This is a genomic window from Bradyrhizobium sp. SYSU BS000235 (genome assembly GCF_049747295.1).
GTDB lineage: Bacteria > Pseudomonadota > Alphaproteobacteria > Rhizobiales > Xanthobacteraceae > Afipia.
In genome coordinates, this window is the sequence record NZ_JBMHJM010000001.1 from 1,106,347 (window position 1) to 1,130,203 (window position 23,857).

Annotated in this window: 19 protein-coding genes; 2 read left to right on the plus strand and 17 right to left on the minus strand. The window is 60.5% G+C overall.

All coding sequences use genetic code 11. The features are described 5' to 3' along the window. The first annotated feature begins 135 nt into the window (after positions 1-135). Entirely contained in the window at positions 136-897 is a 762-nt protein-coding gene (locus ACP0KA_RS05145; protein WP_424627766.1) for a TetR/AcrR family transcriptional regulator, read from the plus strand. Positions 898-1,028: 131 nt separating this feature from the next. On the opposite strand, the gene tcuB is transcribed toward ACP0KA_RS05145, so the two are convergent. The 13 genes from tcuB to ACP0KA_RS05210 form a co-directional block, all read right to left on the minus strand. After that, the gene (gene tcuB, locus ACP0KA_RS05150) at positions 1,029-2,225 is read right to left on the minus strand and encodes a tricarballylate utilization 4Fe-4S protein TcuB (RefSeq protein WP_424627767.1); all 1,197 of its coding nucleotides are present in this window, start codon (positions 2,223-2,225) and stop codon (positions 1,029-1,031) included. Continuing rightward, entirely contained in the window at positions 2,209-3,654 is a 1,446-nt protein-coding gene (gene tcuA, locus ACP0KA_RS05155) for an FAD-dependent tricarballylate dehydrogenase TcuA (protein WP_424631486.1), read from the minus strand. The genes tcuB and tcuA overlap by 17 nt, the downstream gene beginning before the upstream one ends. Next, positions 3,654-5,366 (minus strand): FAD-dependent oxidoreductase, encoded by a 1,713-nt coding sequence (locus ACP0KA_RS05160; RefSeq protein ID WP_424627768.1) that lies wholly within the window; start codon positions 5,364-5,366, stop codon positions 3,654-3,656. Before ACP0KA_RS05160 ends, tcuA begins: the two co-directional genes overlap by 1 nt. Continuing rightward, entirely contained in the window at positions 5,363-6,073 is a 711-nt protein-coding gene (locus ACP0KA_RS05165; RefSeq protein ID WP_424627769.1) for an SDR family NAD(P)-dependent oxidoreductase, read from the minus strand. Before ACP0KA_RS05165 ends, ACP0KA_RS05160 begins: the two co-directional genes overlap by 4 nt. 93 nt (positions 6,074-6,166) lie before the next feature. Next, on the minus strand, positions 6,167-7,132 hold the full coding sequence (locus ACP0KA_RS05170; protein ID WP_424627770.1) for an NAD-dependent epimerase/dehydratase family protein: 966 nt from the start codon (positions 7,130-7,132) through the stop codon (positions 6,167-6,169). A gap of 11 nt (positions 7,133-7,143) precedes the next feature. Beyond that, positions 7,144-7,566: a cupin domain-containing protein gene (locus ACP0KA_RS05175; RefSeq protein ID WP_424627771.1), complete on the minus strand. Its 423-nt coding sequence runs from the start codon at positions 7,564-7,566 to the stop codon at positions 7,144-7,146. Between the two features lie 11 nt (positions 7,567-7,577). After that, positions 7,578-8,492 carry an NAD-dependent epimerase/dehydratase family protein gene (locus ACP0KA_RS05180; protein ID WP_424627772.1) on the minus strand — a complete coding sequence of 305 codons (915 nt, stop codon included), beginning with the start codon at positions 8,490-8,492 and terminating at the stop codon, positions 7,578-7,580. Continuing rightward, the gene (locus tag ACP0KA_RS05185; RefSeq protein ID WP_424627773.1) at positions 8,489-9,325 is read right to left on the minus strand and encodes a sugar phosphate isomerase/epimerase family protein; all 837 of its coding nucleotides are present in this window, start codon (positions 9,323-9,325) and stop codon (positions 8,489-8,491) included. The genes ACP0KA_RS05180 and ACP0KA_RS05185 overlap by 4 nt, the downstream gene beginning before the upstream one ends. After that, positions 9,325-11,889, minus strand: coding sequence for an ATP-binding cassette domain-containing protein (locus tag ACP0KA_RS05190; RefSeq protein WP_424627774.1), 2,565 nt, complete (start codon positions 11,887-11,889; stop codon positions 9,325-9,327). Before ACP0KA_RS05190 ends, ACP0KA_RS05185 begins: the two co-directional genes overlap by 1 nt. Next, positions 11,886-12,755, minus strand: coding sequence for a branched-chain amino acid ABC transporter permease (locus ACP0KA_RS05195; protein ID WP_424627775.1), 870 nt, complete (start codon positions 12,753-12,755; stop codon positions 11,886-11,888). Before ACP0KA_RS05195 ends, ACP0KA_RS05190 begins: the two co-directional genes overlap by 4 nt. A gap of 56 nt (positions 12,756-12,811) precedes the next feature. Next, on the minus strand, positions 12,812-14,047 hold the full coding sequence (locus ACP0KA_RS05200) for an ABC transporter substrate-binding protein (RefSeq protein ID WP_424627776.1): 1,236 nt from the start codon (positions 14,045-14,047) through the stop codon (positions 12,812-12,814). 38 nt (positions 14,048-14,085) lie between these two features. Next, a complete protein-coding gene (locus ACP0KA_RS05205; protein WP_424627777.1) occupies positions 14,086-15,876 on the minus strand; it encodes a thiamine pyrophosphate-binding protein in 1,791 nt (596 codons plus the stop codon). A gap of 32 nt (positions 15,877-15,908) precedes the next feature. After that, a complete protein-coding gene (locus tag ACP0KA_RS05210) occupies positions 15,909-17,360 on the minus strand; it encodes an aldehyde dehydrogenase family protein (protein WP_424627778.1) in 1,452 nt (483 codons plus the stop codon). Between the two features lie 133 nt (positions 17,361-17,493). Between ACP0KA_RS05210 and ACP0KA_RS05215 the strand changes: the two genes are divergently transcribed. After that, positions 17,494-18,474, plus strand: coding sequence for a LysR substrate-binding domain-containing protein (locus tag ACP0KA_RS05215; protein WP_424627779.1), 981 nt, complete (start codon positions 17,494-17,496; stop codon positions 18,472-18,474). A gap of 23 nt (positions 18,475-18,497) precedes the next feature. Here the strand turns inward: ACP0KA_RS05215 and boxA are convergent, their stop codons facing one another. The 4 genes from boxA to ACP0KA_RS05235 all read right to left on the minus strand — a co-directional run bounded on the left by boxA (position 18,498) and on the right by ACP0KA_RS05235 (position 23,853). Continuing rightward, the gene (gene boxA, locus ACP0KA_RS05220; RefSeq protein ID WP_424627780.1) at positions 18,498-19,694 is read right to left on the minus strand and encodes a benzoyl-CoA 2,3-epoxidase subunit BoxA; all 1,197 of its coding nucleotides are present in this window, start codon (positions 19,692-19,694) and stop codon (positions 18,498-18,500) included. A gap of 60 nt (positions 19,695-19,754) precedes the next feature. Beyond that, positions 19,755-21,200, minus strand: coding sequence for a benzoyl-CoA 2,3-epoxidase subunit BoxB (boxB, locus tag ACP0KA_RS05225; RefSeq protein ID WP_424627781.1), 1,446 nt, complete (start codon positions 21,198-21,200; stop codon positions 19,755-19,757). A gap of 44 nt (positions 21,201-21,244) precedes the next feature. Further along, the gene (gene boxC / locus ACP0KA_RS05230) at positions 21,245-22,933 is read right to left on the minus strand and encodes a 2,3-epoxybenzoyl-CoA dihydrolase (protein WP_424627782.1); all 1,689 of its coding nucleotides are present in this window, start codon (positions 22,931-22,933) and stop codon (positions 21,245-21,247) included. A gap of 101 nt (positions 22,934-23,034) precedes the next feature. Beyond that, entirely contained in the window at positions 23,035-23,853 is an 819-nt protein-coding gene (locus tag ACP0KA_RS05235) for an alpha/beta fold hydrolase (RefSeq protein WP_424627783.1), read from the minus strand. Positions 23,854-23,857 lie beyond the last annotated feature (4 nt).

Genomic DNA, 23,857 nt, shown 5'->3' on the forward strand with positions numbered 1-23,857 from the left:
GCTCATTAAGATCGAGAGTTGTCAAGCGACCCTTGGATGACTTTATTGAGCTGTGCGCTTGGCGCGGCGGCTCTCCATATTTAAAAGATGTGCTCGCAACTGCGGCAAAGCTCGGACAGAACATTGAGAATTCGAATGACCACGAAGCAAAACGCCCGCTCCCCTAAGGCCAGGATGAGCGAGGTCGTGAGTGCCGAGACGCAACGTCGCATGCGCCTTTCCCCCCAAACGAGGGAGCGCATGATTCTGGACGCCGCTATCGACTTTTTTGCTGAAGAAGGCTTTCGGGCTCAAACCCGCGCGCTTGCAGATCGTATCGGCGTTTCACAGTCTCTGATCTATCGCTATTTCGGCTCGAAAGAGAACTTGATCGAGCGCGTTTACGAAAAGACGTTCCTGTCACGATGGAATCCCGCGTGGGAAGAAACGCTTGCCGATCGAAGCCGACCGCTCCGAGAACGATTGCAGGAATTTTTCAGGTCGTATCTGGTGGCCGTGGATGATCGAATTTGGATTCGCGTCGCGATGCACTCAAGCCTGGAAGGAAGCGATCTTACAAAAAGATACATCCAGGGGCACGTCACACGCTTGCTAGGCAAGATTGCCCTTGAGCTGCGCAGCGAGACGGACGTCAAGAAAAAGCGCGAGCTTTCACCGATGGAGCTGGAACTCGCGTGGCACCTGCATTCGACCGTAATTTATTACCTGATCCGCAAGCACATTCATGGCACTGCGGTCAGTCTTCAGACCGACGATATCGCGGACATGATCGTCAACAATTTTCTTGACGGCGTAACCTCTCTTGCCATGCCCAAGTCAAAGGTAGCTCTACCCCGAGCGAGCGGAGCGCGGCCACAAAAGGTCGGGCATCGATCGAGGAGCCCAATGCGCAACTGAGGCAATCGTTTCAACAGGAAGGCCGTGGGCACGACGTCATGGAATGTAAATCGACGTCGATAGGCCGAACACGCGAGGTATGATGCCTTGCGTGCTCGGAGTATCCGCGAAGTGGGTACCCGGGGGTTGTTTTACTCGCCCCCCAGCCCCAGCCTGTTCGGCATGCGCTTTTCGATGTTGAACTTCAAAAGCGCGGCAGAGCGGAAGATGCCGTGGGCGAATTTCCCATAAGGCAGCGTCAGGAACAGCGCCATCACTGTGCCGAGGTGAATGGCGAGCCACAGCGCCATGAAGGATGTGTCGCGCAACAAGAGCAGCGCGAAGCCGGTGGCACTGACCAGCAGCAGCAACAGGATAAAGCCGCGATCCATGCCATGTTGCGCGGAATCGCCGTGCTTCGGATCGCGGTTGATGTTCAGCCATAACAGGCCGATCGGGCCAATAACTAAACCGACGCCGCCGAGCGAGCCGAGAATCACAGGCAAGCTGGTGAGGTCATACGGTGCGTGGAGGTTGAGCAAATAGTGATAAAGCGTCGCGACACAGGTCGCCGCGAAACAGAGCAAAAAGCCATAAAGCGTGAAGTGATGGAAACGGCGCCGCCACAGCGTGAAGCGGTCGTCCTCCTCGTTGCAGCCTTCGCCGTGGCCGCCGCCGAGATAGCGCAGCTGCGCGACGTCGGAAACCGACTCCGCCGCCGCTGGCATACGCGCTTTCGCTATGGCGGCTACATCACGCGCATCGCCGCCGCTTGACGGCGAGACCTCGCGCCAGAACCGCACCACGCCGATGCCGAGCGCCAGAATGGCATAGAGGAACACGATGCTGAACAGCACCGCCAAGAAGTTATGCGGGAAGATGGCGTAGAAATTTCCCTTCAGCGGCGCGTGGATCAGCCGCCCGTTCATGGCAATCGCCAGAATAAGGAACAGCGACAATCCGCCAGCCAGCGCCCAAGCCACCGTCAGCCCGGCGCGCTGATAGGCTTTGCCGAACGCAGCCGGCCACGCGTACTCCTGATAGGTGCGCACGCGCACCTTGGCCATGGCCTGCGGTACGTTGACCGCGAACTCATGCGGCGGCGCGTATTGGCAGGCATGCAGGCACGATCCGCAGTTGTGGCAGAGATTGGCGAGGTAATGCGTGTCGGCCTGGTTGAATTCCAGCCGCCGCGTCATCGCCGGAAACACCGCGCAGAAGCCTTCGCAATAGCGGCACGCGTTGCAGATCTGCATGACGCGGGCGACCTCCGCCTCATCCGCGCTCAAGACACTGACGAGATCGATGTCGCCGTGATTTTGCACGGCCAGATCAGTGAGCCGCTGCATAAGCCAATTCCTTTTCGAATGTCGGGTGGCGGAAGCCGGCCGCTTGCGCGGCATTGACGCCGGCGATGCGCCCGAACGCGGTGCCGATACTCATGCCGACGCCGGCGGTATAGCCCTTGCCGAGCACATTGCCCGCCACCATCTCGCCTGCCGCGAACAGATTGTCGCTCGGCACATCCTTGAAACGCACCGCCGCCGTGAAATCGGTCTTCATTCCCAGATAAGTAAAGGTGATGCCAGGCTTGAGGGGATAGGCATAGAACGGCGGCGTGTCGATCACCCGCGCCCAATGAGTCTTCGCGGGCGTCAGCCCTTCGGTGCGGCAATCGTCCAGCGCGGTGTGATCGAAGGTGCCGGGGCGGCAGGCGGCATTATAGGCTGAGAGCGTCTGCACGAACGTCGCCGGATCGAGCCCGATCTTCATCGCGAGCTCTTCGAGCGTGTTCGCTTTGGTGCCGTCGAACACCGGCGGCATGAAGCGGCCGATGGCTTTCTGGTCGATGATCGACCACGCGGTCTGGCCCGGCTGCTGCGCCACGAGGCGGCCCCAGATCGCATAGCGCTTGGGCCAGAAGTCCTCGCCCTCGTCATAGAAGCGTCGCGCATCGCGGTTCACCACCACGCCGAGCGAGACGCAGTCGATCCGGGTGCAGATGCCGCCATCATAGAGTGGCGCGCGGGCATCGATGGCGACGCAATGCGCCTGCGTCGGATCGCCGATGGAATCCGCACCGGCGTCGATCATGAATTTCAACAACACGCCCTGATTGAACCGCGTGCCGCGGATCAAGAAGTTCTCGGCGGTCCATTCGCCGCGTTCGTTCTGGCCCCACGCCTCGCGCTGCCATGCGAGATTGGATTCGAAGCCGCCGCAGGCGAGCACGCATGTCTTGGCTTCGATCCGGTCGCCGCCGTCCGTGATCGCGGCGACGAAACGGCCGTCTTGCAGCTCGAGGCTTTTCACCGGTGTGTCGTAACGGATTTCGACGCCGAGATTCTGCGCGCTTCGGTAATACGCGTTCACCAACGCCTTGCCGCCGCCCATAAAGAACGCGTTAGTGCGCGCCACATGCAGCGCGCCGGAGAGCGGCGGTTGAAAGCGCACGCCATGGCTTTGCATCCACGGCCGGCACTGCGACGAGTGACGGATCACCATCCGCGCCAGCGGCTCGTTGGTGAGACCGCCGGTCACCTTGAGCAGGTCCTGCCAGTATTCTTCTTCCGGATAGGCTTCGACCAGCACATCTTGCGGCGCGTCGTGCATGCAGCGCAGATTGCGCACATGCATCGAATTGCCCCCGCGCCATTCGCGCGGTGCGGATTCCAGCATCAAGACCGACGCGCCCGCCTCGCGTGCCATCAGCGCCGAGCACAGTGCCGCATTACCGCCGCCGATGACCAGAACGTCAAGTTTCTGAGGTGACACCATCACGCGATCGGCTCCATTGCCACTTGTCTTCCCGCGAGCCAACCAAATGTCAATGCCGGACCAAGCGTAATACCGGGCCCTGGATACGCACCTTCCATAACAGAAGCCATGTCATTTCCACATGCATAGAGACCACTGATCGGTCGGCCATCAACCGAAAGCACCCTCGCCTGTTCATCCGTGATGAGTCCAGCTGACATACCGAGATCCGCTGGCTGCACAGCGACGGCATAAAACGGCGCATCCTTGAGCGGTGCGACGCAGGGATTCGGCTGGTGATCCGCGTCGCCGAGGGAGCGCTGATAGACGTTACTGCCGCGCCCGAAGGCTGAATCTTCGCCGCGTTCGGCATCCTGATTGAACGCTGCAACCGTATCCTCAAGTGCGGACGGCGGAATCCCGATGGACGTGGCGAGCTCACCCAGCGTACCGGCGCACTTCAGATAGCCAGATTTAACATCGGACGATACGGACATCGTGAACGGCTTGATCTTGCCGAGCCCGTACTTCCACAGGAAGCGGCTGTCGCAAATCAGCCAGGCCGGAACGGCGCTGTTGGCATGCGCGAGCTGCGCGCGCACAAACTCGTGGTACGAAACGGCCTCGTTGACGAAACGCCGGCCAGTGGAGTCGACGGCGATGAGACCAGGCTTCGCACGATCGGTCACCGTATGCGGATAGACGCCGCGGCTGCCGTCAGCGCGTGTGAAGGTCGAGGCCGGCACCCAGAAGGCACCGTCCTTTGTCGATTGAGAGAGCTGCGCGCCGATAGCCGCCGCCAGACGCCCGCCGCGCGGCGCCGTGCCCGCGGCAACTGTCGCTGTCAGCGCGCCGGCACTGTCCGGCACGAAATTACGGCGCAGTTCATGGTCGTGGGAGAGGCCGCCGGTCGCCAGCACAATGCCGCGGCGCGCGCGCACGCGGTGGATCCGCGCCGATGCATCGCGTGTTTCAACAACATTGACGCGGCCGTTGCCATCAACTTCGAGCCTGTTCACCGTGGTGCAGGTCCGGATCGTGACGCCGAGGTCCATGGCGGATTTCAGCAGGCGCGCGACCAATGCGTTGCCGAGATAAAGCGTCGTTCCACGACGGGCGCCGAGGCGCTGCAGGCCGTATTTAAGCAACAGTTTGGCGACATGCAGCGCCGACCGCGGTGACTTCGCCATGCGGCGCAAATGCGGAATATCCTGGCGGCTGATCATCATGCCGCCGAACAGCATGAATTCCGGCAACGGATCGCGCACCAGCGCAAAGGCCTCGCCGAGCGCGCCTGCATCGAACGGCACCGGCTCAAGCACACGCCCTCCCTGCGTCGCGCCAGGAAGATCGGGGTAATAATCCGGATAAGTGACGACGGGCTGCAAACGCAGGCTGGTGCGCGCTTCAAGATCGCGGATCGCCGCATCGCCGCTGGTGAGAAAGGTCTCCAAGCGCTTGCGATCAGCGCCGGGCACCGTCTCCGCGAGATACGTGCGCGCCGCATCCAGATTATCTGGGCGCCCAGCCGCAGCCATCTTGTGATTTCCGGGGATCCACACCATGCCGCCGGAAATCGCCGTCGTGCCACCGACGACATCGGCCTGCTCCAGCAGCAGAACCGAGCAGCCCTGCGCTGCCGCAGTGCTGGCAGCGGTCAGACCGCCAGCACCTGCTCCAACAACGACGACGTCGAAGACGTCGCCCGGCACGTCAGGGCTCGTTGGTGTCATACCATGCCGCCGTTAGGCTGGACGATCTGTCCCTGCACCCAGGAGGCCTGTTCGGACGCGAGAAAACGCACGACTTCCGCCACTTCATCGGGACGGCCGATGCGGTTGAAGGGGCTGAAGGCGGCCATGCGCTGCTTGGCCTCTTCGGTCTTGCCGGCATTGAAGAGATCGGTATCCACTGGGCCGGGCGCCACCGCGTTGACGCGAACGCGACGCCCCGACAGTTCCTTGGCCATAGAGCGCACAAGGCTTTCCACTGCGGCCTTTGTCGCGGCGTATGGACCCGTACCGGGAACGGCATGACGAACCAGCGACGTCGTGACGGCAACGATCGCGCCACCATCCTTTACGCGACGTGCAGATTCGGCCAGCACGTTGAATGCACCGACCACATTGACATCGAGCAACTGACGAAAATCATCCGGCTTGAAGCTCGCCATCGGTCCCGCGGGCACGTTGATGCCGGCATTGGCGATCACAGCCTGTGGCGCAGTTCCAAAATCGGCCTGGGCCTGGTCGAACACCTTCGCAACTGATGCTGCGTCGCGAATGTCGGCTTGATAGCTTTTGCCTGACACTCCGGTCGAAGCCTTGCTCGTAGAGGTCGAAGCAACCTGCCAACCGGCGTCCGCAAAAGTCTTGACGCATGCGGCACCGATACCGCGCGAGCCGCCGAAAATGATCACAACGGGAGATGAAGTCGACATGGTTTTCCTCGGAGAAATGAAAAAGATTGGATAGAAGCCCCGCCATCCCGCCACGGGGCAAGAATGGCAGAGCGATCGTGATAGCTTTCGCCCTCAGGACGGGGCGCTGTTCATGCGCTCGCGGGTCGCCGCGATGGTGGCCTCGATGCCGCGCTGCAGATCGTAACGCGGCTCATATCCGAGTTCGGTTCGCGCGCGGCTGATATCGAGTGCCCCTTTCACCGCGCTTAGCACTTTGCCGCCGTGGTGATACGGGCCGCTGTCACCGACCGTGATCTTCGCACCGGGGATGGCACGATTGACCGCCTCGGCCGTGTCGCGCAACGTCGGAGCGACGCCGGTCGCTATATTGTAGGCATCGTATGTGTGCTTTGGCTTGTCGAGCGCGAGCAGCGCACCTGCGACGGTGTCGTCAATATAGACCTGATCGACGGCGAGATTGCCTCCATCGGGTTGATGAAACGGCTCACCACGCAACGCGGCCTCGACAAACGTCCGCGGCATCCGCAAGCGCGGCAGATGCGGGCCATAAACCCAGCACGTCCGCACATTGATGCATTCGAGACCATGATCGCGCGAATAGACCCGGCCAAAATGTTCGGCCGCCAGCTTCGTGAGACCATAGGTGCTCAGGGGCTTCTGCGGATGCTCCTCGTCGATAACCGGGGAGAGGAAATCGCCGTAAGTCTCTTCGGTGCTGATGTGAACGACGCGTTTCACTCCGTTGAGGCGCATGGCCTCGAACAGGTTGATCGAACCCTCCACATTGACCCGCTGCGTCTTGATTGGAATGTCCGCAGCCTGGACCACTCCCACGATCGCCGCAGCATGGATTACCGCATCGGGCCGGTGCGCTTCGAACAGGCGCATCACCTGATGCCATTCACCGAGATCGGCGGCGACAGCCGTCAAACGCTGCTCGCGCGTTGCCAGAGCCGCGATCGCCGGCGACACGTTGATATCGGTTGCCACGACGGCGTCGCCACGCGTTAGCAACGTTTCAACGATCTTGCTACCGAGCCAGCCACTTGCGCCGGTGACGAGAATTTTCTTCGGCATGATGTTCACCGTTACCGCGGCTGCGGCTCGTCATCCGTCGGCGGCGAGGTGATGACAAGGAACGTCAGCGTATCGGTCCCGGTGCAGTGGAATTCATGCACCACACCCGGGGGAATGTAGGTCACATCGTTGGCGCGCACGAGCCGGCGCTCGCCGTCCACGACAAGAATGCCCTCGCCGCTGAGCACGTGGTAAATCTGCTCCTGGACCTTGTGGGAATGGCTTTCGACGTGTGCGCCGGGCTCATAGCAGGAAATGCGATGATCGAAGAAGCGGCTACCGACCGTGTCGGGCGTCACAATCGCCTTCGATAATGCCTGGTTGAAATGCCCCGGATACTGGATCCACTGCAGTTCACCGAGATTGCGCGTAACTGCATATTTCTTCCTGCCTGCGTCGGCGAAAGCGTTCGGTTCGGGAGAGACGAAGGTCATTGATTTACTCCTCAGGAGAATGCAGGCAGGCCGGCAAGCAGATGCCGCTGGTCATATTCTGCGATGAATCCCAGACGGTCGGCCGCATGGGTGAGATCGTAAAGCGGCGCGAAGGGCTGTTTGGCGTAGACTTCAGGGGCACGGATATCGACGCGGCCACCATGCAGCCGACGAAGGCGGTCCAGCGTCGGCTCCGGCGACAGGGTGACCTGTGCCGAAAGATAGAAGCGCTCGAACGCGCCGGGCTGCATCTTCAGTTCAAAAGCAAGGCGGAAGGCACGCGCAAGATCGCGTGGGTCGATATGATGATGCAGCGGCCCGCCACCGGCCGACGACGGGCCACCGACCATCGGGCCTCGGTAATTCTCGGGATCCTTGGCGCGCACCAAAATCTCACCAGCCATTTCGGGATAAGCGACGAATACGGTGCGTAGCGCCACCGCCGACATGCCGCGCAGCGCATAAGCGCGAACCAGAGCCTCGCCTGCAACCTTGCTGACGGCATAGGGATCAGTCGCCAGCAGCGGATGATCGAGATCGAGCGGTGCGTAGTGCGGCACCAGCATCTTGCCTTCGCGCACCGTATAACCGGCCACAGAGTCGCTTGAGCAGAACACAACACGCGTCACGCCTGCAGCTTCCGCGGCTTCGAGCACCGTATAGGTACCCAGAAGATTGACCCGCATGATGGTTTGGCCAACGCCCGACCAGATATTTGGAATCGCAGCGATATGCAGAACGGCATCAACGCCAGCCATGGCGCCCGCGACCAGTTCCGGCGAGGTGACGTCGCCGACATGCCATTCGATATTGTCGTCACCACGACGACGATCGAGACCGCGCACCACATGACCATGCGCCAGCAACTCGCGAACAACAAAACGGCCGAGCAGACCGGCCGCACCGGTGACGAGAACGGTGCTCATGTCCCTGCCCCCTGCTGACACGGGACAAATCCGAGCGGGACGAGCGCTTGATGGCTGCGGAGAATTGCGGTGTCCGGATCACGATCGATAATCTCGAGCGTGCAGGCCCCTGCGAAACCGACATCGTCAAGCGCCTTAACGACATCCGGGAATGGTACCGTTCCCATGCCGATTGGATCATGCCGCCACACATCACGTCCGGTGTCAGACAGATGGACGATGCGCAGCAGGTCAGCCAATTGCCTGATGCCTTCGGCAGGCGATTCACCGATGAAATGAGCGTTCGCGGCATCGTAACACACGCTGATTGCGTGCGATGAGAAGCCACGCACAAAACGTTCCAATGCTGCCGCATCAGGAAATGCGGCAAATGGCACGTTCTCGATCGCAAGACTGATCCCGCGGGCTTCCGCGCGCGGCAGCAGCTTAGACACGCCGTCCGCAACCCAGGACGTTCGATCCTCCACGCTCGGAGGGAACAACGGGCTCATCCGACCCGGCACAACGACCACTGTCTCCGCACCGATATCAGCGGCAAGATCGATGGTATCCTCGAACATCTTCACTGCAGCCGCGCGAGCTCGCGAGAACGGGCTGGCGAGATTGTGATCGAGGCTCGGCAGGTTGATTGCCGTCATGGACGCGCCGATGTCCTGCAACGCCGACCGAAGGTCGCGGCGCGCCGCAGGTCCAAAATCGTCCAGCGGCAGATGCGGCGGCTGCAGCAGAAATTCGATCTGGCGATAACCCAGCTTGCCAAGGCGGCGCACGCAGTCGAGCGCAGATATCGACCAGATGTAGCCATAGGTGTTGATGCCGATGTCGCGCGCCATCAGACCGCCCGCGCTACGTTCGGAAGCAGATCGGCCGCCTTGGTGATGCCCAACAGACGCTCCTGGAGGGCAGAATCGGCCGCCAGTACGTCCGCTTCGCCGCTGAAGGCCACGCGGCCGTTGACAAGAACATAGGCACGATCAGCCATCGCCAGCACGCTTTCGGCGTGATGTTCGACGATGACGAGGCTCGCGCGCGTAGTCAGTTTGGACACGGCTTCGCGGACTTCCTGCACCACTGCGGGCGCAAGGCCTTCGAATGGCTCATCAAGCAGGATCAGCCGGCTCGGGACCATCAGAGCGCGCGAAATCGCAACCATTTGACGTTCGCCGCCGGACAGGTTCTCAGCGCGCGACCGCATCAAGATACGCAGCTTCGGAAACAGGTCACAAATCTCTTCTTGCGACGCGCCGCCGCGGCGGACCGCCAGCTTCAGGTTTTCTTCGACCGTCAGGTTCGGGAACAGGCGGCGACCTTCAGGCACCAGCGAGATGCCGAGACGGTTGATTTCGTCGGGACGCAATCCGCCGATGTCCTTGCCGTCGAAGATGATGCGTCCGCTTGCCAGCGGCAGCGTGCCGGTGATCGCTCGCAGCGAGGTGGTCTTGCCGACGCCGTTGCGGCCGAGCAGCGCGACGACTTCGCCCGGGAGAACCGCAAGATCGAGCCCATCAAGCACCGTCCCGCCGCCATAGCCGGCGCGGACACCCTCGACCTTGAGCAGCGGAGCCGCAGCCGCGGCGTTTGTCGGGACAGACCGCCGCTCAGTGGCACGCGGCGGCGGAAGCGCCTTGCCATGGGCACTCCCGAGATAGGCTGCAATCACCTCCGGATGCCCCGCCACTTCGGATGGCTTGCCATCGGCAATCAGGCGGCCCTGATGCAGCACGGTGATGCGGTCCGACATCGACAACACGCGATCGATGTCGTGTTCAATAAGGAGAACCGCATGGGACTTCGCGAGTCGCTGGATCAGTTCGCCGACAACTTTGCGATCGGACTCGGCAAGACCGGCCAACGGTTCGTCGAGCAACAGCAGCTTGGCATCTGTCGCTAGCGACATGGCGATCTCGAGCAGCCGCTTTTCGCCGTGTGCAAGCGATGCGCAGGTTTCACCGGCCCGCTCGGCGAGCCCAACAGCGTAGAGCAGCGACCACACCTTGGCGTTCGCAACGTCATTGTCGTAGGCGTCCCGCCAGTAGCCGCCCCACTGCCGCTGCGCCGCCTGGACCGCAATGCGAACGTTTTCGAAGGCGGTCAGATTTGGAAACACGCTCAGGATCTGGAACGAGCGCGACATGCCGAGCCGGGCTCGCTGATGCGGCGCCAGATGCCGGATTTCCCTGCCCTCGAACAGAATAGAGCCGCTATCGATCTTGTGAACCCCGGTCAGCAGGTTGAACAGGGTGGTTTTTCCCGCACCATTCGGACCAATCAGGCTGTGCAGCCCGATCCCATTCACCTCCAGCGAGACGTCGTCTTGGGTGATGATCGAACCGAACCGTTTCGAGATATTCCGCAAAACGAGAATCGGTGTCGCTGCCTGAGAAGTTGCATGCCCTGATATCAGCGGCGCAATCGTCGCCGGGCGGCCCGGAATAGCATCCCGCGTCAGCGTCCAGCGGTTTCGCCCGATCAGCCGCTGAAAAATGCCCTGCACACCCTCGTGCGACAGCAGCGCGAAAGCGATGATGATCGGCGCAAAGAACAACCACCAATTCTCGGTGAATGCGCTGAGACGGTCCTCCAGCGTGATGAAGATGATCGCGCCCCACAATGGGCCGAGGAAGTGATGCACGCCACCGAGTGCCGCCATCAGCACGGGATCGCCGGCATGCTGCCAGCTGAGATTGTTGGCGTAGACGCCCTGCAGTAACAGCGACATCAGGCCGCCGGCAGTTCCAATCACACCGCCCGCCACAATCAGCGCGATCAGCTTGGACCGGTAGGTATCGAAACCAAGACTCGAGACGCGCTGCTCATTGTCGCGGATGGCCTGCATCAGGCGGCCGAACGGCGCATGAACGAGGCGCCACACCAACCAGGAGGTGCCGAGCACCACCACCATTGAAAAAATGTGGAACGACATCGCGGAGCCGAACAGCGGACGCTCAACATTCTGCAGTCCATTCTCGCCACCGGTCACGTTCGTCCATTTGAACGCGATCTCGAAGGCGATCTGCGAACACGCCAGCGTCAGCAGCGAAAAATACAGGCCACGACGACGCAGGATGATCGCGCCGACGACCAGCGCCAGAAGCAACGAGAACACGACGGCGATGGCCATTCCTGTCAGCTCGTTGCCGCCGATCATGCCGCCGCCGATCGCCAGCGCGTAGCTCGCGCAGCCGAAGAAGAAGGACGCACCGAACGGCACCAGCCCGAGATAGCCGATGAGAAAGTTCGTCCCGCCGGCATAAAGCGTATAGACGGCGATCTGCGTGATGCGGTGGATCGGCATGCCGGTGATAAGGGCGATGCCGGTCGCGGCCACGAGCACCACCGCCATGATAACGATGGGGTGCTCGCAGAGGCGAAGGAAAAAAGAGCGATTGGTTGTCATTCGAAGCGCTCCCAGCGTTCACCGAACAGGCCGCGAGGCCGGAGCAACATGATCGCAAACATCAAGGCATACATCGAAGCCGCGGCAGCTTCGGGTTTGAACTGGATTGTGAGCGACGTGACGATGCCGACCGCAAGACCGGCGACGACAGCGCCGCGGAACGAGCCAAGCCCGCCGATCGCAACGACGACAAAGGCCGGCATCACGGCATTCGCCGCCATTGAAGGCGACACGGTCCACAGCGGCGCAGCGAGTACGCCCGCAATGGCAGCAAGCGCGCAGCCGAGACCGAACACTGCGGTGAGAACCCGCGGCAGGTTGATGCCGAGCAGTTCAACCATTTCGGGGTCGCGGCTGCCTGCACGAAGAACCCTGCCGTATGGCGTCCAGGCCAGGAAAGCCCACAGAGCCAACAACGTGGCGATCGTAGCCCCGAGCACGGCGACGCGATACTTGGTGATCAGGAGCGGTCCAGCCTCGATAATTCCCAGAAGGCCCGGCGGCGGATTGAACGGCTTGCCGTCAGCGCCCCAGAAATAGCGGATCAGCGCCTCGATCAGCAGCGCGAGCGCGAACGTCACGATGAGACTGAGCAGCGGCTCCTTGCCGTAGAGGCGACGAATGATCGTCACCTCCACAAGCATCCCGACGAGGCCGACCAGCGGCGGCGCCAGGATGACAGCCGGCCAGCCGAACAGCTGAAACAGCTGCCAGGCCGCATAGGCACCCAGCGCAAAGAACGCGCCGTGCGCAAAATTGATCACGCCGAGCAATCCGAACGTGATGGAAAGCCCCACCGCAATCAGAACATAGATAAAGCCAAGGACGAGACCATTGGCCGTCTGTGAGACGAGGGTATCAAGCATGTTTCCACCCGTTCGGAAGCTTGGACGAGAGAGGAAGGCGTTTCGTTACCTGAGGCTTAGAGAGCCGGCATGTTGCAGCCGATCTCCTCCTTGGTGCCGAAGGCCTTCTCGGTATCCGCTGCCGAGTCGGATGTGTTCTTCAGGACATCGAAGTAATCCCACTTGTCGGAGATGTTCTTCTTGACGCCGACGATGACCGCAGGGCGAACCATTTGGTGATCCCACTCGCGGAAGAAGAACGGAAATGCTTCTTCGGTGTTCTTCCACTTCTCGAGTTGCGTCACGATGGCCTTGGCATCGGTTGACTTTGCAGCTTCGATGGATTCGAGCAGGGCGCGCATGCCCATCCAGCCCGACCACGTCTTGTCCGACGGCGGCTCGTTGTACTTTTTCTCGAAGTCAGCGGTCATCTTCTTCTCCGCCGCGGTATTTTTCGGGTTGTTGTAATACCAGGGCTTCACATAGATGCCGGTCGAGGCCTGCGTGCCGACATCCCAGAAGTCGGTGTCAGTCACCGCGATGGCTGCATAGGGAATCTTGTCCTTCATTCCCATCTCGTTCCACTGCTTCAGGAAGTTCGAGAAGTCGCCGCCGACGAGACCACCGACGATAACGTCCGGTTTCGCCTGGCGGATCTTCAGAATGTAGGAGCTGTAATCGGCGGTATTGATCGGCACTTCATCGACGCCGACTTCGGTCGCCCCGACCTTCTTGAGCAGGGCGCGCGACGCACGCAGGATGTCCTGTCCGAAGGCGTATGACGCCGTGAGGAAGTAGACCTTTTTGCCGACCTGCGAGACGTAAGGCATCAAGCCTTCCATTTGCACCGGCACGGTCGCCTGGGTGCGGAATGTATAGCGGCTGCAGCTCTTTCCGGTAATTTCGCTCGCCGCAGCGCCCGTCAGGATCAACGGAATCTTTTCGCGATTTGCGACGCTCATCATTGCGAGCGCAGAGGAGCTGTAGTTGCCGCCGACGACGGCAACAACTTTGTTCTCGTCGACGAGGCGCTGCATGTTCTGCTGGGACACCTGCGGGTTCGGCTCGTCAAGCCACACCAACTCGATTGGGCGGCCGAGCACCTTGCGACCCGCCTGCTCCACGGCAAGTTCGCTGCCGCGTTGCAGGTACTGTCCGATAGCCGCACCTGGACCCTGCTTCGAATAGATCATGCCGATGCGGATCGGACCGTCGGACTGCGCGCTTGCAGTCCCGCAGCCCATCGCCAAAAGTGCAACGGCACCGGAAAACGCACCGATGAAAGCCCGTCGCTCCGAATTCATTCTTGTCATTGTTTATCCCTCCCAGCTTTTGTTTGTTCTCGTATGTCTCAAGTCGCGCGGTGCGGTTTGCCGAAGATCGGCTCCTTGTATGGAATGGGAGGCAACTCCCATGTCCCGGTCGATGGCGGACGCACTTCTGAGTCGACATGCAGGTCGATGACGCATGGCCGACGGTTTTTGACAGCAGTCTCAACAGCACCGCGCAGATCTTCGCTGCGGGTGACGGTCACACCGTCCGCACCGCACGCACGCGCCCAAGCCGCGAAGTCCGGATTGTAGCGATCACCGCCCGGCCCCTGATTACCCTTGTAGAAGGCGGTGCCGAGTTCGCGTCCTTCGAACAAGCCGTATTGCAGATCGCGAATGGCGCCCCAGGCAAAGTTATTCCAGACAATCCAGACGCAAGGCAGATTGTATTCGACGGCAGTGGCGACGACGTAAGGTGCCATCATGAAACCGCCGTCACCGACCACCGCAACGCATGGGCGGTCCGGCGCAGCCAATTGCGCACCGAGAACGCCGCAAACGCCGAAGCCCATGGACGAATAGCCCCAGCTGTTCAGCATGCTCTGCGAGCGCTTCGGCTTCCAGAATTGCATGAACCAGTTGTGGTGGACGCCGGAGTCAAGAGACAGGATCACGTCGTCCGGCAGCACATCGATAAGGGCACCCACCACATATTCCGGCCGGATGGGAGTCGTCACTGCGCTGAAGTTCGGGCGAATAAAAGCTTCCCACTCGGCCTGCCACTTTCCGACTTCCTCCCGCCACGGCGCAAAGCCTTCGCGCGTAATCTCGCGACGCTTCGGTAACGCGGCGATGAGCTGCGCTGCGAACACCTTGGCGTCTGCGATGATCCCCAGCGTCGGCGGATAATTGCGGCCAAGCTCCGCCGGATCGATATCGACCTGAAGCAGCTTCGTGCTCGGGAAATTCCACGAATAACCGGGATGCCAGCTCGACGATGAGCGATCGTCAAAGCGCGTGCCGACGCAGATGACAAGATCGGCGAACCGACCGGCCTGATTGGCTGGATAGGCGCCGTTGCGACCGATGAAGCCGAGCGTCAGCGGATCATCCGCAGGAACACAACCCATGCCGTTCGGCGACGTAATGACCGGAATACCGAGCGTCTGCTGCAGCTTCGAAATCTCCGGTCCCGCCTCAGCAAGCGTGGTGCCGTGCCCGATGAAGAACACGGGACGTTTGGCCTGCGACAGCAGATCCAGTGCTGCCGCTACGTCGGTTTCGCTGGCACTGGGACGATGGGCGCCATGCACATGCGACAGCGGCGGCAGTTCAATGTCGTCTTCTTCCTGGAAAACGTTGTAAGGAATGTCGAGATTGACCGGCCCTGGGCGACCCGTCACCATCGTATCGAACCCCTGGCGCAACGCGAGCGGCAGCATGTCGACGCGGCTCGGTTGAAACGACCGCTTCACCACCGGCCGAAGCACCTGCGCAAAGTCTGCCTGATTGTGCGCGTACAGTTCCTGGAACGGCGCGCGATTGGCCTGCGACGTCGGAACGTTCGCGGTAATGGCCATGAAAGTTGATGAATCCGACAGAGCTGTCGCGAGCGACATCACCATATTGGCCGATCCAGGGCCGGTCGATGTCAGCGTCGCCACAGGCTGATGCTTCACGCGGAAGTAAGCATCGGCCATATGCCCGGCACACTGTTCGTGACGCGGCGACACCAGCGCCACCTTATCGCGCACAGCGTGAAGCGCATCGAGGATACCGACGTTGCCATGCCCGCAAATCCCGAAAACGAAGGGCACCTTCTGCTTTACGAGATATTCGGCAATGACTTCGCCGCCCTTCATCTTAGCCATAACTTCTTCCCATCTGTCTTGATCAAAGGCTCTTAGGCCAGGATGGTGATCATACGTTCTTCACTCATCTCGCGAACAGCGTAGTGCGGCCCTTCACGTCCAAATCCGCTGTCCTTCGAGCCGCCATAAGGCATGACATCAACACGAGAGCTTGGGGTCTCGTTAATATGAACGCCACCGACCTGCAGTTCGCGAGCCGCACGAAGTGCAACGTCGATTCGCTTGGTGAAGATGCCCGCGGCGAGGCCAAATGGCGTCGAATTCACGCGCGCAATCGCTTCTTCGATCGAATCGAACGGCGCCACGCACATCACCGGTCCGAACACTTCCTGACAACCAAGCGGCGTGCTCGGATGAACGTCGGTCAACAAGGTTGGTGGCACAACTGCCCCTTTGCGCTCGCCGCCCACCAGGAGACGCGCACCGTGGTCGACGGCATGCGATATCCAAGACTCGATCCGCTGCGCAGATGCCTCACTGATGACGGGTCCAACCACGGTCTTTTCATCAGCGGGATCGCCATATGGGAGAGCCTTGACCATTGGTACCAGACGATCGATCACTTCTCCCAATACCGGCTTTTGAACCAGAAGAACCTGGATCGAGGTGCACACCTGTCCTGCCTTGCGGTAGCTCGCATTGATGACTTTCGGAAGAGCTACGTCGAGGTTTGCATCGTCACAAATGATACAATGTGCAATTGAACCAAGCTCCATTTGCGTCCGCCGCAGTCCGGCAGCTGATTGAATTGCGCGGCCGACCTCCGTGCTTCCCGTGAACGCGTAGAAGCGCACCTGTGTCTCATTAAGCAACCACTGCGCGACTTCACCATCGCCGTGTACGACCGACATCAATTCTGTTGGAAGGCCTGCTTCAAGTAAGCACTCCGCCATGATGCAAGACGACATCGGGGTATGAAGCGAGGGCTTCAGCACCAGCGCATTTCCCGCGGCGAGCGCTGGACCGACTTTGTGAGCGACGGTGTTCAGCGGCGCATTGAACGGCGTGATGGCGCAAACCACGCCGAGCGGAACACGCAGCGTGAAACCCATCCGACCAGCCTGTCCAGCCGCCCCTTCGATAGGCACCACATGACCGCGAAAGCTCCGCGCTTCTTCGGCGGACAGCCGAAATGTATTGGCCGTGCGTTGAACTTCACCCATCGCGTCGCGGCGCGGAAAGCCCGCTTCCTTGCCCAGCACATCGACAAGGTCCGTAACGCGCTTCTCGATGAGACCCGCGGCACGGTCAAGAATCACGCCGCGTTCGTGCGGCGTGAGCCTGCAAGTGCGAAACGCGGTATCTGCGGCCGAGACGCATTCTGAAATTTGCGCGCGCGATGGCAACTGCGCATACGCGAAGGGCTGGAGACGGAACTTGTCCATCACAGCCACGGCGTTCTCGCCATCCGACCACTGACCACCAATCAGCAGTCGGCAGGCAGGCAAATCCGCGGATACTTGCGGGGCCGAGGCATCTGCCATCCGGTTCTACTCCTGAGAATTCTTTCTTCCTCCCGGATTAGAACTGAATTGACATAAGCGAAAATACTGATTTGGATTGGGTGCTATAAGGGCATCATATAGCCCTGTGCACATGACCTCCTGGTGGCCGTCTATGGATCTGCGTCAGTTACGTTATTTCGCCCAGATTGTTGAAAGCGGCAGTCTGTCCAAGGCATCGCGGTGTCTCTTTGTGGCGCAACCGGCCTTGAGCCAGCAGCTTGCCAAGCTGGAAGATGAGGTTGGCAAACCATTGCTGCATCGATCCGCGCGCGGGGTGACGCCAACCGACAACGGGCTTGCGCTCTATCATCATGCGCGTTTTATGCTGCGCCAGCTGGATCAAGCGCTCTCGATCGCCCGGCAGGAAGCCGGCGAGGTCCGCGGCATGGTGTCTCTCGGTCTTCCATCGACGACGCTGGTTGCGGTCGGCCTTCCGCTCATGCGTCGCATTCACGAAAAATATCCGGGCATCTTGCTCAACGTCGTCGAGGGTATGAGCGGACATATCGCTCAGATGATTCGACTGGGGCAGCTCGATCTGGCGATTCTTTTCGTCAATGACGTCTCGTCGAAGCTTGATGCCACCCCATTGCTGGAAGAAGAACTGTTCGTTCTGCTGCCGCAGAAAAGCAAATTGCTCCCATCAGACCAAACCAGCATCACGGTCGCGGAAGTCGCCAAGCTTCCACTTATATTGCCGACCGGAACGCACGGTCTGCGGCGCCGCGTCGTAGCAGAATTCGAAAGGCGGGACGTGACACCGCATGTCGTTGCCGAGATCGATTCGCTCACATTGTTGATGAACTGCGTCTATGACGGGATGGGTGTCACCATCAAGCCGATGTCGGCCCTGCAGCTCGAAGGTGAGCGCGGCAAAGGCTGGCGCGCGTTGCGTATCTCCGACGCAAGGATCACGCGCCGCAACTATATTTATTCAATCGCGAAGAGCCTGCTCTCGCCTGCGGCCTCGGCCGTCGCGATTGAACTGCGCGATACCGCACAAATGCTGGTGACATCGGGCAAATGGCGAGGCGTCACACTGGTCGATGCACCGGACGCAGTTACCGAACGCTTTCAGGTCGCGGCCGAGTGAGCTGACGCCACACTCAGGAGATCCTAGTAGGTCTCCACGTGATAGCGTCCGCTCTCCCGCATCGCTCGCTTGAGATCGGCCCAATCAATGGAAGCTGCGCGACAGGTATCGGCGAAGGCTTCATCGACGCCGCTCTCCATCCCCTTCAGTCCGCAGATATAGACGTGGGTCCCCTCGTTTCTAAGCAACTCAGCGACGCTCGCCATCTCGCTCCGAATTCGATCCTGAACATAGACGCGGGGCTCGTTCGGGACGCGGGAGTAGCACAGATGCTGTGTGAGCAATTTCGCAGGCACCCGTTGCAAGGGGCCGAAATACGGAAGCTCTTGCGGACGCCGTGCACCGAAGAACAGCATCAACTTGCCGGGCGCATCCGGCATCGCGCGCCGGCGCCGCTCGGTGAAGCCTCGGAACGGTGCCGAACCGGTCCCCGTGCAGATCATGATGATGTGAGCTGACGGATCATCCGGCATCAAAAATGTCGCCCCGAATGGCCCTGTCACTTCGACTTTAGCCCCGCGCGGTAGATCGCAGAGGTAATTCGAGCAGACGCCGTCCGGCTCCCGCTTCACTGTCAAAGCCAGATTGTTGGTGTTCGGCTTCTCGCCGCCGCGTGGAGACGCCACCGAATACAGCCGCGCCACATGAGGCTTGCCATCGCTGCCAACGCCGGGAGCGACAATGCCGATACTTTGTCCTTCCAGCACCGGGAACGGTTGATCTCCGAAATCCAATATGATGTGCCGAACATCGGAGTCGGCGTCAGCCTCGGTCAACCGAAGGTTTCCGGTGACCGTCGCGACCGCAAGCTTCGATCGATTGTAGAGATTGACGGTCGGCTTGCTCGCGGATCGTGGTGCAACAGGCTTGCCGCCGAGACCTTTGCGCGCTTCGTCGAGGAGCGCGCTGATCTCATCCTCAAGGGCTTCGACGGCCTCTCCAGCATCACCGTTTGCAGCGATTTCTTCCTGCTTCGGCAACTCTTCCCAGGAGAATTGTTCTTCCAGCGTGTAGGCTTGCGTCACAACGCGCCAATTATCGATCGATCCAGTCGGACATGGTGAGATGCAATCCATGCAATGGTTGCAGATGGACGCATCAACCACGTAGTTCATACCGTCATGCGTCACCGCATCGACCGGGCACGTCTCCTCGCAGGTGTTGCACCGGATGCAAATCTCTGGATCGATCAAATGTTGCTTGATCACAGCGACGGTCATCTCGCACTCGCTCAAATTATCAGGCGCCGCGACCTTGTTACCGGATGCGGCGCCCCAGGATTAGGCTGCGATTTTGACGTACTCAAAATCGCCGGGCTTGTTGTCGATCCCGACCTTCGGCGGCGAGATCCAGTTGGCGAATCTTCCTGGTTCGCTCACCGGCTCCATCAGCGACGCGATGAAATCACCATCCGCTGAAGACGGCAGGTAGTCGTCCCGCACCTTCTGCCAATCGGATTCGCTAACGATAACCCCCTTCGGCGTTGCCTGCACATTGGCGAATTCGCCGATCTGCCGATGGAATGCGGTGTGCGGAAGCTCGAGGCGGAAGTTGACGCCGGCCTTCTCGATGACCTTGTTCCAGCGCTCGACGCCCTTCGCGCAATCCTCGGTGTAATCGTCGCGCAGGCGCATGTTCAGTGCCGTCAGTGCCGGCTCATCCACAAGGGTGATTTTTCCATCGACCAGCTTGAGCACCTTGTAGGTGTCACTCGTCAATCGATGATCGTCATCGATCTTGGTCTCCTGGAAACGACCCTTCAGCCCGGAATTGTAGAAGTTGGCGGCATTGGTCGACACTTCCGATCCGAAGAGGTCGAGCGACAAGGAATAGTGCAGATTCATCTTCTTCTGCATGGTCGGCAAATCGATGACCCCGAGCGCGCGGATGCGCTCAATGTCGTTCGGATCCTCAATGCCGGCAGCCTTCATCGCATCGCATGTCCGCTGCAAGACGCGGCTGACGCCGGTTTCGCCCACGAACATATGATGGGCCTCTTCGGTCAGCATGAAGCGGCAGGTACGCGACAGCGGATCAAATCCCGACTGGGCCAGACTTTCCAGCTGCATCTTGCCGTCGCGGTCAGTGAAGAACGTGAACATGAAGAACGACAGCCAATCCGGCGTCGCCTCGTTAAAGGCCCCGAGCATACGCGGCGCGTCTTCGTCACCGGACCGGCGGCGGAGCAAATCATCGGCCTCCTCGCGGCCATCGCGGCCGAAATACTTCTGCAGCAAGTACACCATCGCCCACAGATGCCGGCCTTCTTCGACGTTGACCTGGAACAGGTTGCGCATGTCGTAGAGCGACGGCGCTGTTTTCCCAAGATGACGCTGCTGTTCAACTGATGCCGGCTCCGTATCGCCCTGAACGACGACAAGGCGGCGAAGCATGGCGCGATATTCGCCGGGCACTTCCTGCCATGCCTTCTCGCCCTTGTGCTGGCCAAAGTTCACAAGCCGTTGTTCATCCTGCGGAGCCAGCAGCACACCCCAGCGATATTCCGGCATGCGCACGTAATCGAACTTCGCCCATCCCTTCGGGTCGACGCTGATGGCGGTGCGCAAGTACACCAGCGACTCCTGGAAGCCGTCCGGCCCCATGTCATTCCACCAGTCGAGATAGCCGGGATGCCAACCTTCGAGCGCCTTCAGCACCTGACGGTCCTCGGCCAGGTTGACGTTGTTCGGAATCTTGGTGGTGTAGTCGACGTTCATGATATTCATGGCGATCTCCCGTATGTCTCGAAGCTCGGCGACATCGTCGCAGCTCAAACTCTTGTCATGTCGAATTGCGCGCGCTCGCCCGTGCCATAGCGTTGCAGCGCCCCCTGCTCGCCCACCGCGTTCGGGCGCTGGAAGATCCAGTTCTGCCAGGCGGTGAGACGCGAGAATATCTTCGACTCCATTGTCTCGGGTCCGACGAAGCGCAGATTGGCTTCCATGCCGGTGAGACTGTCGGGCGAGAACGACGTGCGTTCTTCGAAGAAGACCCGCACCTCTTCATCCCAATCGATGTCATCGAGCGCGAAGGTGACGAGGCCAAGCGCTTCGGCGGTTTCAGCATCGAGCGCTTCACCGATCTTGGATTTCGCCGCGTCCAGATCCGACGAATCGGCCTGGAAGCGCGATTCCAGCCGCGTCAGGCCGTGGCTCATCGGATAAGGGCCGAAGTTGGCCGACGACAGGACGATCTCAGCGGGTGCGCGATTGTCGCCCTGCTTCTCACCGATCAGCATGTAGGAGCGATCCGAGGCGAACACGAGTTCAGCCAAGGTGCCGGCAAAGCAGGAGCCGGGCTCAACCAGTGTCACCAGCGTGCGCGACGTGACGTCGATGCGCTTGAGAACCCGCTTCCAGTAGTGCCTGATCTCATTGACCAGCCAGTGCGCCTTGTTCTGCTCAAGAAATGCGTCGTAAGCGATGACGCGTGCGCGCTCTCCCACCGACTTGAACACCAGCATCGCGACTTCGAGCTCGTTGATGCGCAGGTGCAGGATCGCGTCGTCGAGTTCGCGCGCAACCTGCAGCGGCCAGAATGCCGTGCCCTGTGCGATCATTCCCTCGACATCCGAGGGGGGGTCAGTGTCAGGTGCCTGGATCGTGATGGTCGCGATGCGCTGCTCTCGGTTCAGATCGACGCTGACAAAGCCATAGCGAAGTCCGTCAGGTTTCACCTCGCGCGTCACCGGCGACAAGGAAATGCCCTTGCCGTCTCCGGTTCGCTTCGAACGCGACGCGAACTCCTTGGCCCGTTCTGCCACCTTCGCTTCCAATTTGGAGTTGGAAACGATCTCGTCCACAAGCCGCCACTGCACGGCGCGCTTTCCCTTAATGCCCTCTTCGATCGTGCAGAAGAAGTCGGCATGGTCACGCCGCACCTTGCGCTTGTCGACGACACGCGTGAGGCCACCTGTGCCCGGCAGAACGGCCAACAGGGGCACCTCGGGCAGCGCCACAGCGGCAGAGCCGTCGTCGGCAAGCATGATGTGGTCGGCCGCCAAGGCGAGTTCGTAACCACCGCCGGCCGCGGTGCCGTTGACCACGCAAATGAAGGACTGTCCTGAATTCTCGCTCGAGTCCTCGATGCCGTTGCGGGTCTCGTTGGTGAATTTGCAGAAATTCACCTTGTGCGCATGGGTCGCGCCGGCAAGCATGCGAATGTTCGCACCGGCACAGAACACGCGGTTCTTGCCGGACCGCATCAGCACGACTTTCACGTTCGGATGCTCAAAACGAAGACGCTGCACAGCGTCGGCCAATTCGATATCGACCCCGAGATCGTAGGAGTTCAGCTTGAGTTGATAGCCCTCGAACAGGCCACCATTCTCGTCGACGTCCAGGGTCAGAGTGGCGACGTCGCCCGTGACATCAAGCTTCCAGTGCTTGTATTTCGACGGATCGGTCTGGAAGTCGATGAAGTCGGCGTTATTGGCAAGCTTGCGAGATTCCGCGCCCATGGCGTGATCCACTCCGGAAATCTGAATTATAATGCATATTATTCGGCAAGATGACGCATGTCCAGTCCCTTAACGGGCGAAAACATGCACTTTCTTGCATATTAGGCGACTTTGCTGAGCATTCCCTCGCCGTGCCCCGTGAGCAGGCGGTTGGCGAAATCGGCAACTGTTTGCAGGGTTGCTTCAGGGGCTTCCCGATGGGGCGAGTGCCTGACTTTTGGTAGGATTGTCACATCCACAGGACAGTAACACTCCTCTTCGGCGATCTCGATCTGCCGCTGCGTGCCGTATTGATCGTCGGCCCCTTGAATGACGGCGACCGGCACCCGGATGTAAGCGAGATATTCGGAGATGTTCCATGGGCGAAACTTCGGATCGAGCCACACGTCGACCCACCCGTTGAAGGTGTGATCGACGTCCTTGTGCCATCGCGCCAGCCTGGTGCGCAGCTCGCCCGCCTGGAATTCGGTCTTGGTGTTGCGGATCGATTCCAACCCGGAGTCTTCCGTAATGAAGTGCGGCGCCATCAGGATAACGCCACGAACACGATGGTCTTGCACGCCGCCGGCATAGATCGCCGCGATCGATGCGCCATCGGAGTGCCCCAACAACAAGCCCCGCCGGAATCCGATTGTCCTGAGCAACTCCGGCAACACATCGAGCGCTTCCCTCTCCATGAAGTCGAGGGGACGCGGCAAATCGGCCGCGGACGATCCGCCATAGCCCGCGCGTGAGTAGAGGAAGACGCCTGCGCCGGTGGCTGCCTGCAGCTTGGTGGGGAAATCACCCCAGGCATCGCTCGATCCAAGTCCTTCGTGCAGCATCACGATGGTCGGCGCTGCGTCCGGCTGCGGGCCAATCAGTCGATACTCGATGTCGCTTGTGCCGATACGGAGCGTCCCGGAAGGCTGCAAGATCATGGTT

What these genes read in the sequence shown, in the direction of transcription:
- ACP0KA_RS05200 (WP_424627776.1), bottom strand. Translation starts at nt 14,047, where the DNA reads ATGACAAGAATGAATTCGGAGCGACGGGCTTTCATCGGTGCGTTTTCC.
- ACP0KA_RS05235 (WP_424627783.1), bottom strand. Translation starts at nt 23,853, where the DNA reads ATGATCTTGCAGCCTTCCGGGACGCTCCGTATCGGCACAAGCGACATC.
- ACP0KA_RS05160 (WP_424627768.1), bottom strand. Translation starts at nt 5,366, where the DNA reads ATGACACCAACGAGCCCTGACGTGCCGGGCGACGTCTTCGACGTCGTC.
- ACP0KA_RS05185 (WP_424627773.1), bottom strand. Translation starts at nt 9,325, where the DNA reads ATGGCGCGCGACATCGGCATCAACACCTATGGCTACATCTGGTCGATA.
- tcuB (WP_424627767.1), bottom strand. Translation starts at nt 2,225, where the DNA reads ATGCAGCGGCTCACTGATCTGGCCGTGCAAAATCACGGCGACATCGAT.
- ACP0KA_RS05175 (WP_424627771.1), bottom strand. Translation starts at nt 7,566, where the DNA reads ATGACCTTCGTCTCTCCCGAACCGAACGCTTTCGCCGACGCAGGCAGG.
- boxC (WP_424627782.1), bottom strand. Translation starts at nt 22,933, where the DNA reads ATGGGCGCGGAATCTCGCAAGCTTGCCAATAACGCCGACTTCATCGAC.
- ACP0KA_RS05170 (WP_424627770.1), bottom strand. Translation starts at nt 7,132, where the DNA reads ATGCCGAAGAAAATTCTCGTCACCGGCGCAAGTGGCTGGCTCGGTAGC.
- ACP0KA_RS05195 (WP_424627775.1), bottom strand. Translation starts at nt 12,755, where the DNA reads ATGCTTGATACCCTCGTCTCACAGACGGCCAATGGTCTCGTCCTTGGC.
- ACP0KA_RS05205 (WP_424627777.1), bottom strand. Translation starts at nt 15,876, where the DNA reads ATGGCTAAGATGAAGGGCGGCGAAGTCATTGCCGAATATCTCGTAAAG.
- ACP0KA_RS05145 (WP_424627766.1), top strand. Translation starts at nt 136, where the DNA reads ATGACCACGAAGCAAAACGCCCGCTCCCCTAAGGCCAGGATGAGCGAG.
- tcuA (WP_424631486.1), bottom strand. Translation starts at nt 3,654, where the DNA reads ATGGTGTCACCTCAGAAACTTGACGTTCTGGTCATCGGCGGCGGTAAT.
- ACP0KA_RS05165 (WP_424627769.1), bottom strand. Translation starts at nt 6,073, where the DNA reads ATGTCGACTTCATCTCCCGTTGTGATCATTTTCGGCGGCTCGCGCGGT.
- boxA (WP_424627780.1), bottom strand. Translation starts at nt 19,694, where the DNA reads ATGACCGTCGCTGTGATCAAGCAACATTTGATCGATCCAGAGATTTGC.
- ACP0KA_RS05190 (WP_424627774.1), bottom strand. Translation starts at nt 11,889, where the DNA reads ATGACAACCAATCGCTCTTTTTTCCTTCGCCTCTGCGAGCACCCCATC.
- boxB (WP_424627781.1), bottom strand. Translation starts at nt 21,200, where the DNA reads ATGAATATCATGAACGTCGACTACACCACCAAGATTCCGAACAACGTC.
- ACP0KA_RS05180 (WP_424627772.1), bottom strand. Translation starts at nt 8,492, where the DNA reads ATGAGCACCGTTCTCGTCACCGGTGCGGCCGGTCTGCTCGGCCGTTTT.
- ACP0KA_RS05210 (WP_424627778.1), bottom strand. Translation starts at nt 17,360, where the DNA reads ATGGCAGATGCCTCGGCCCCGCAAGTATCCGCGGATTTGCCTGCCTGC.
- ACP0KA_RS05215 (WP_424627779.1), top strand. Translation starts at nt 17,494, where the DNA reads ATGGATCTGCGTCAGTTACGTTATTTCGCCCAGATTGTTGAAAGCGGC.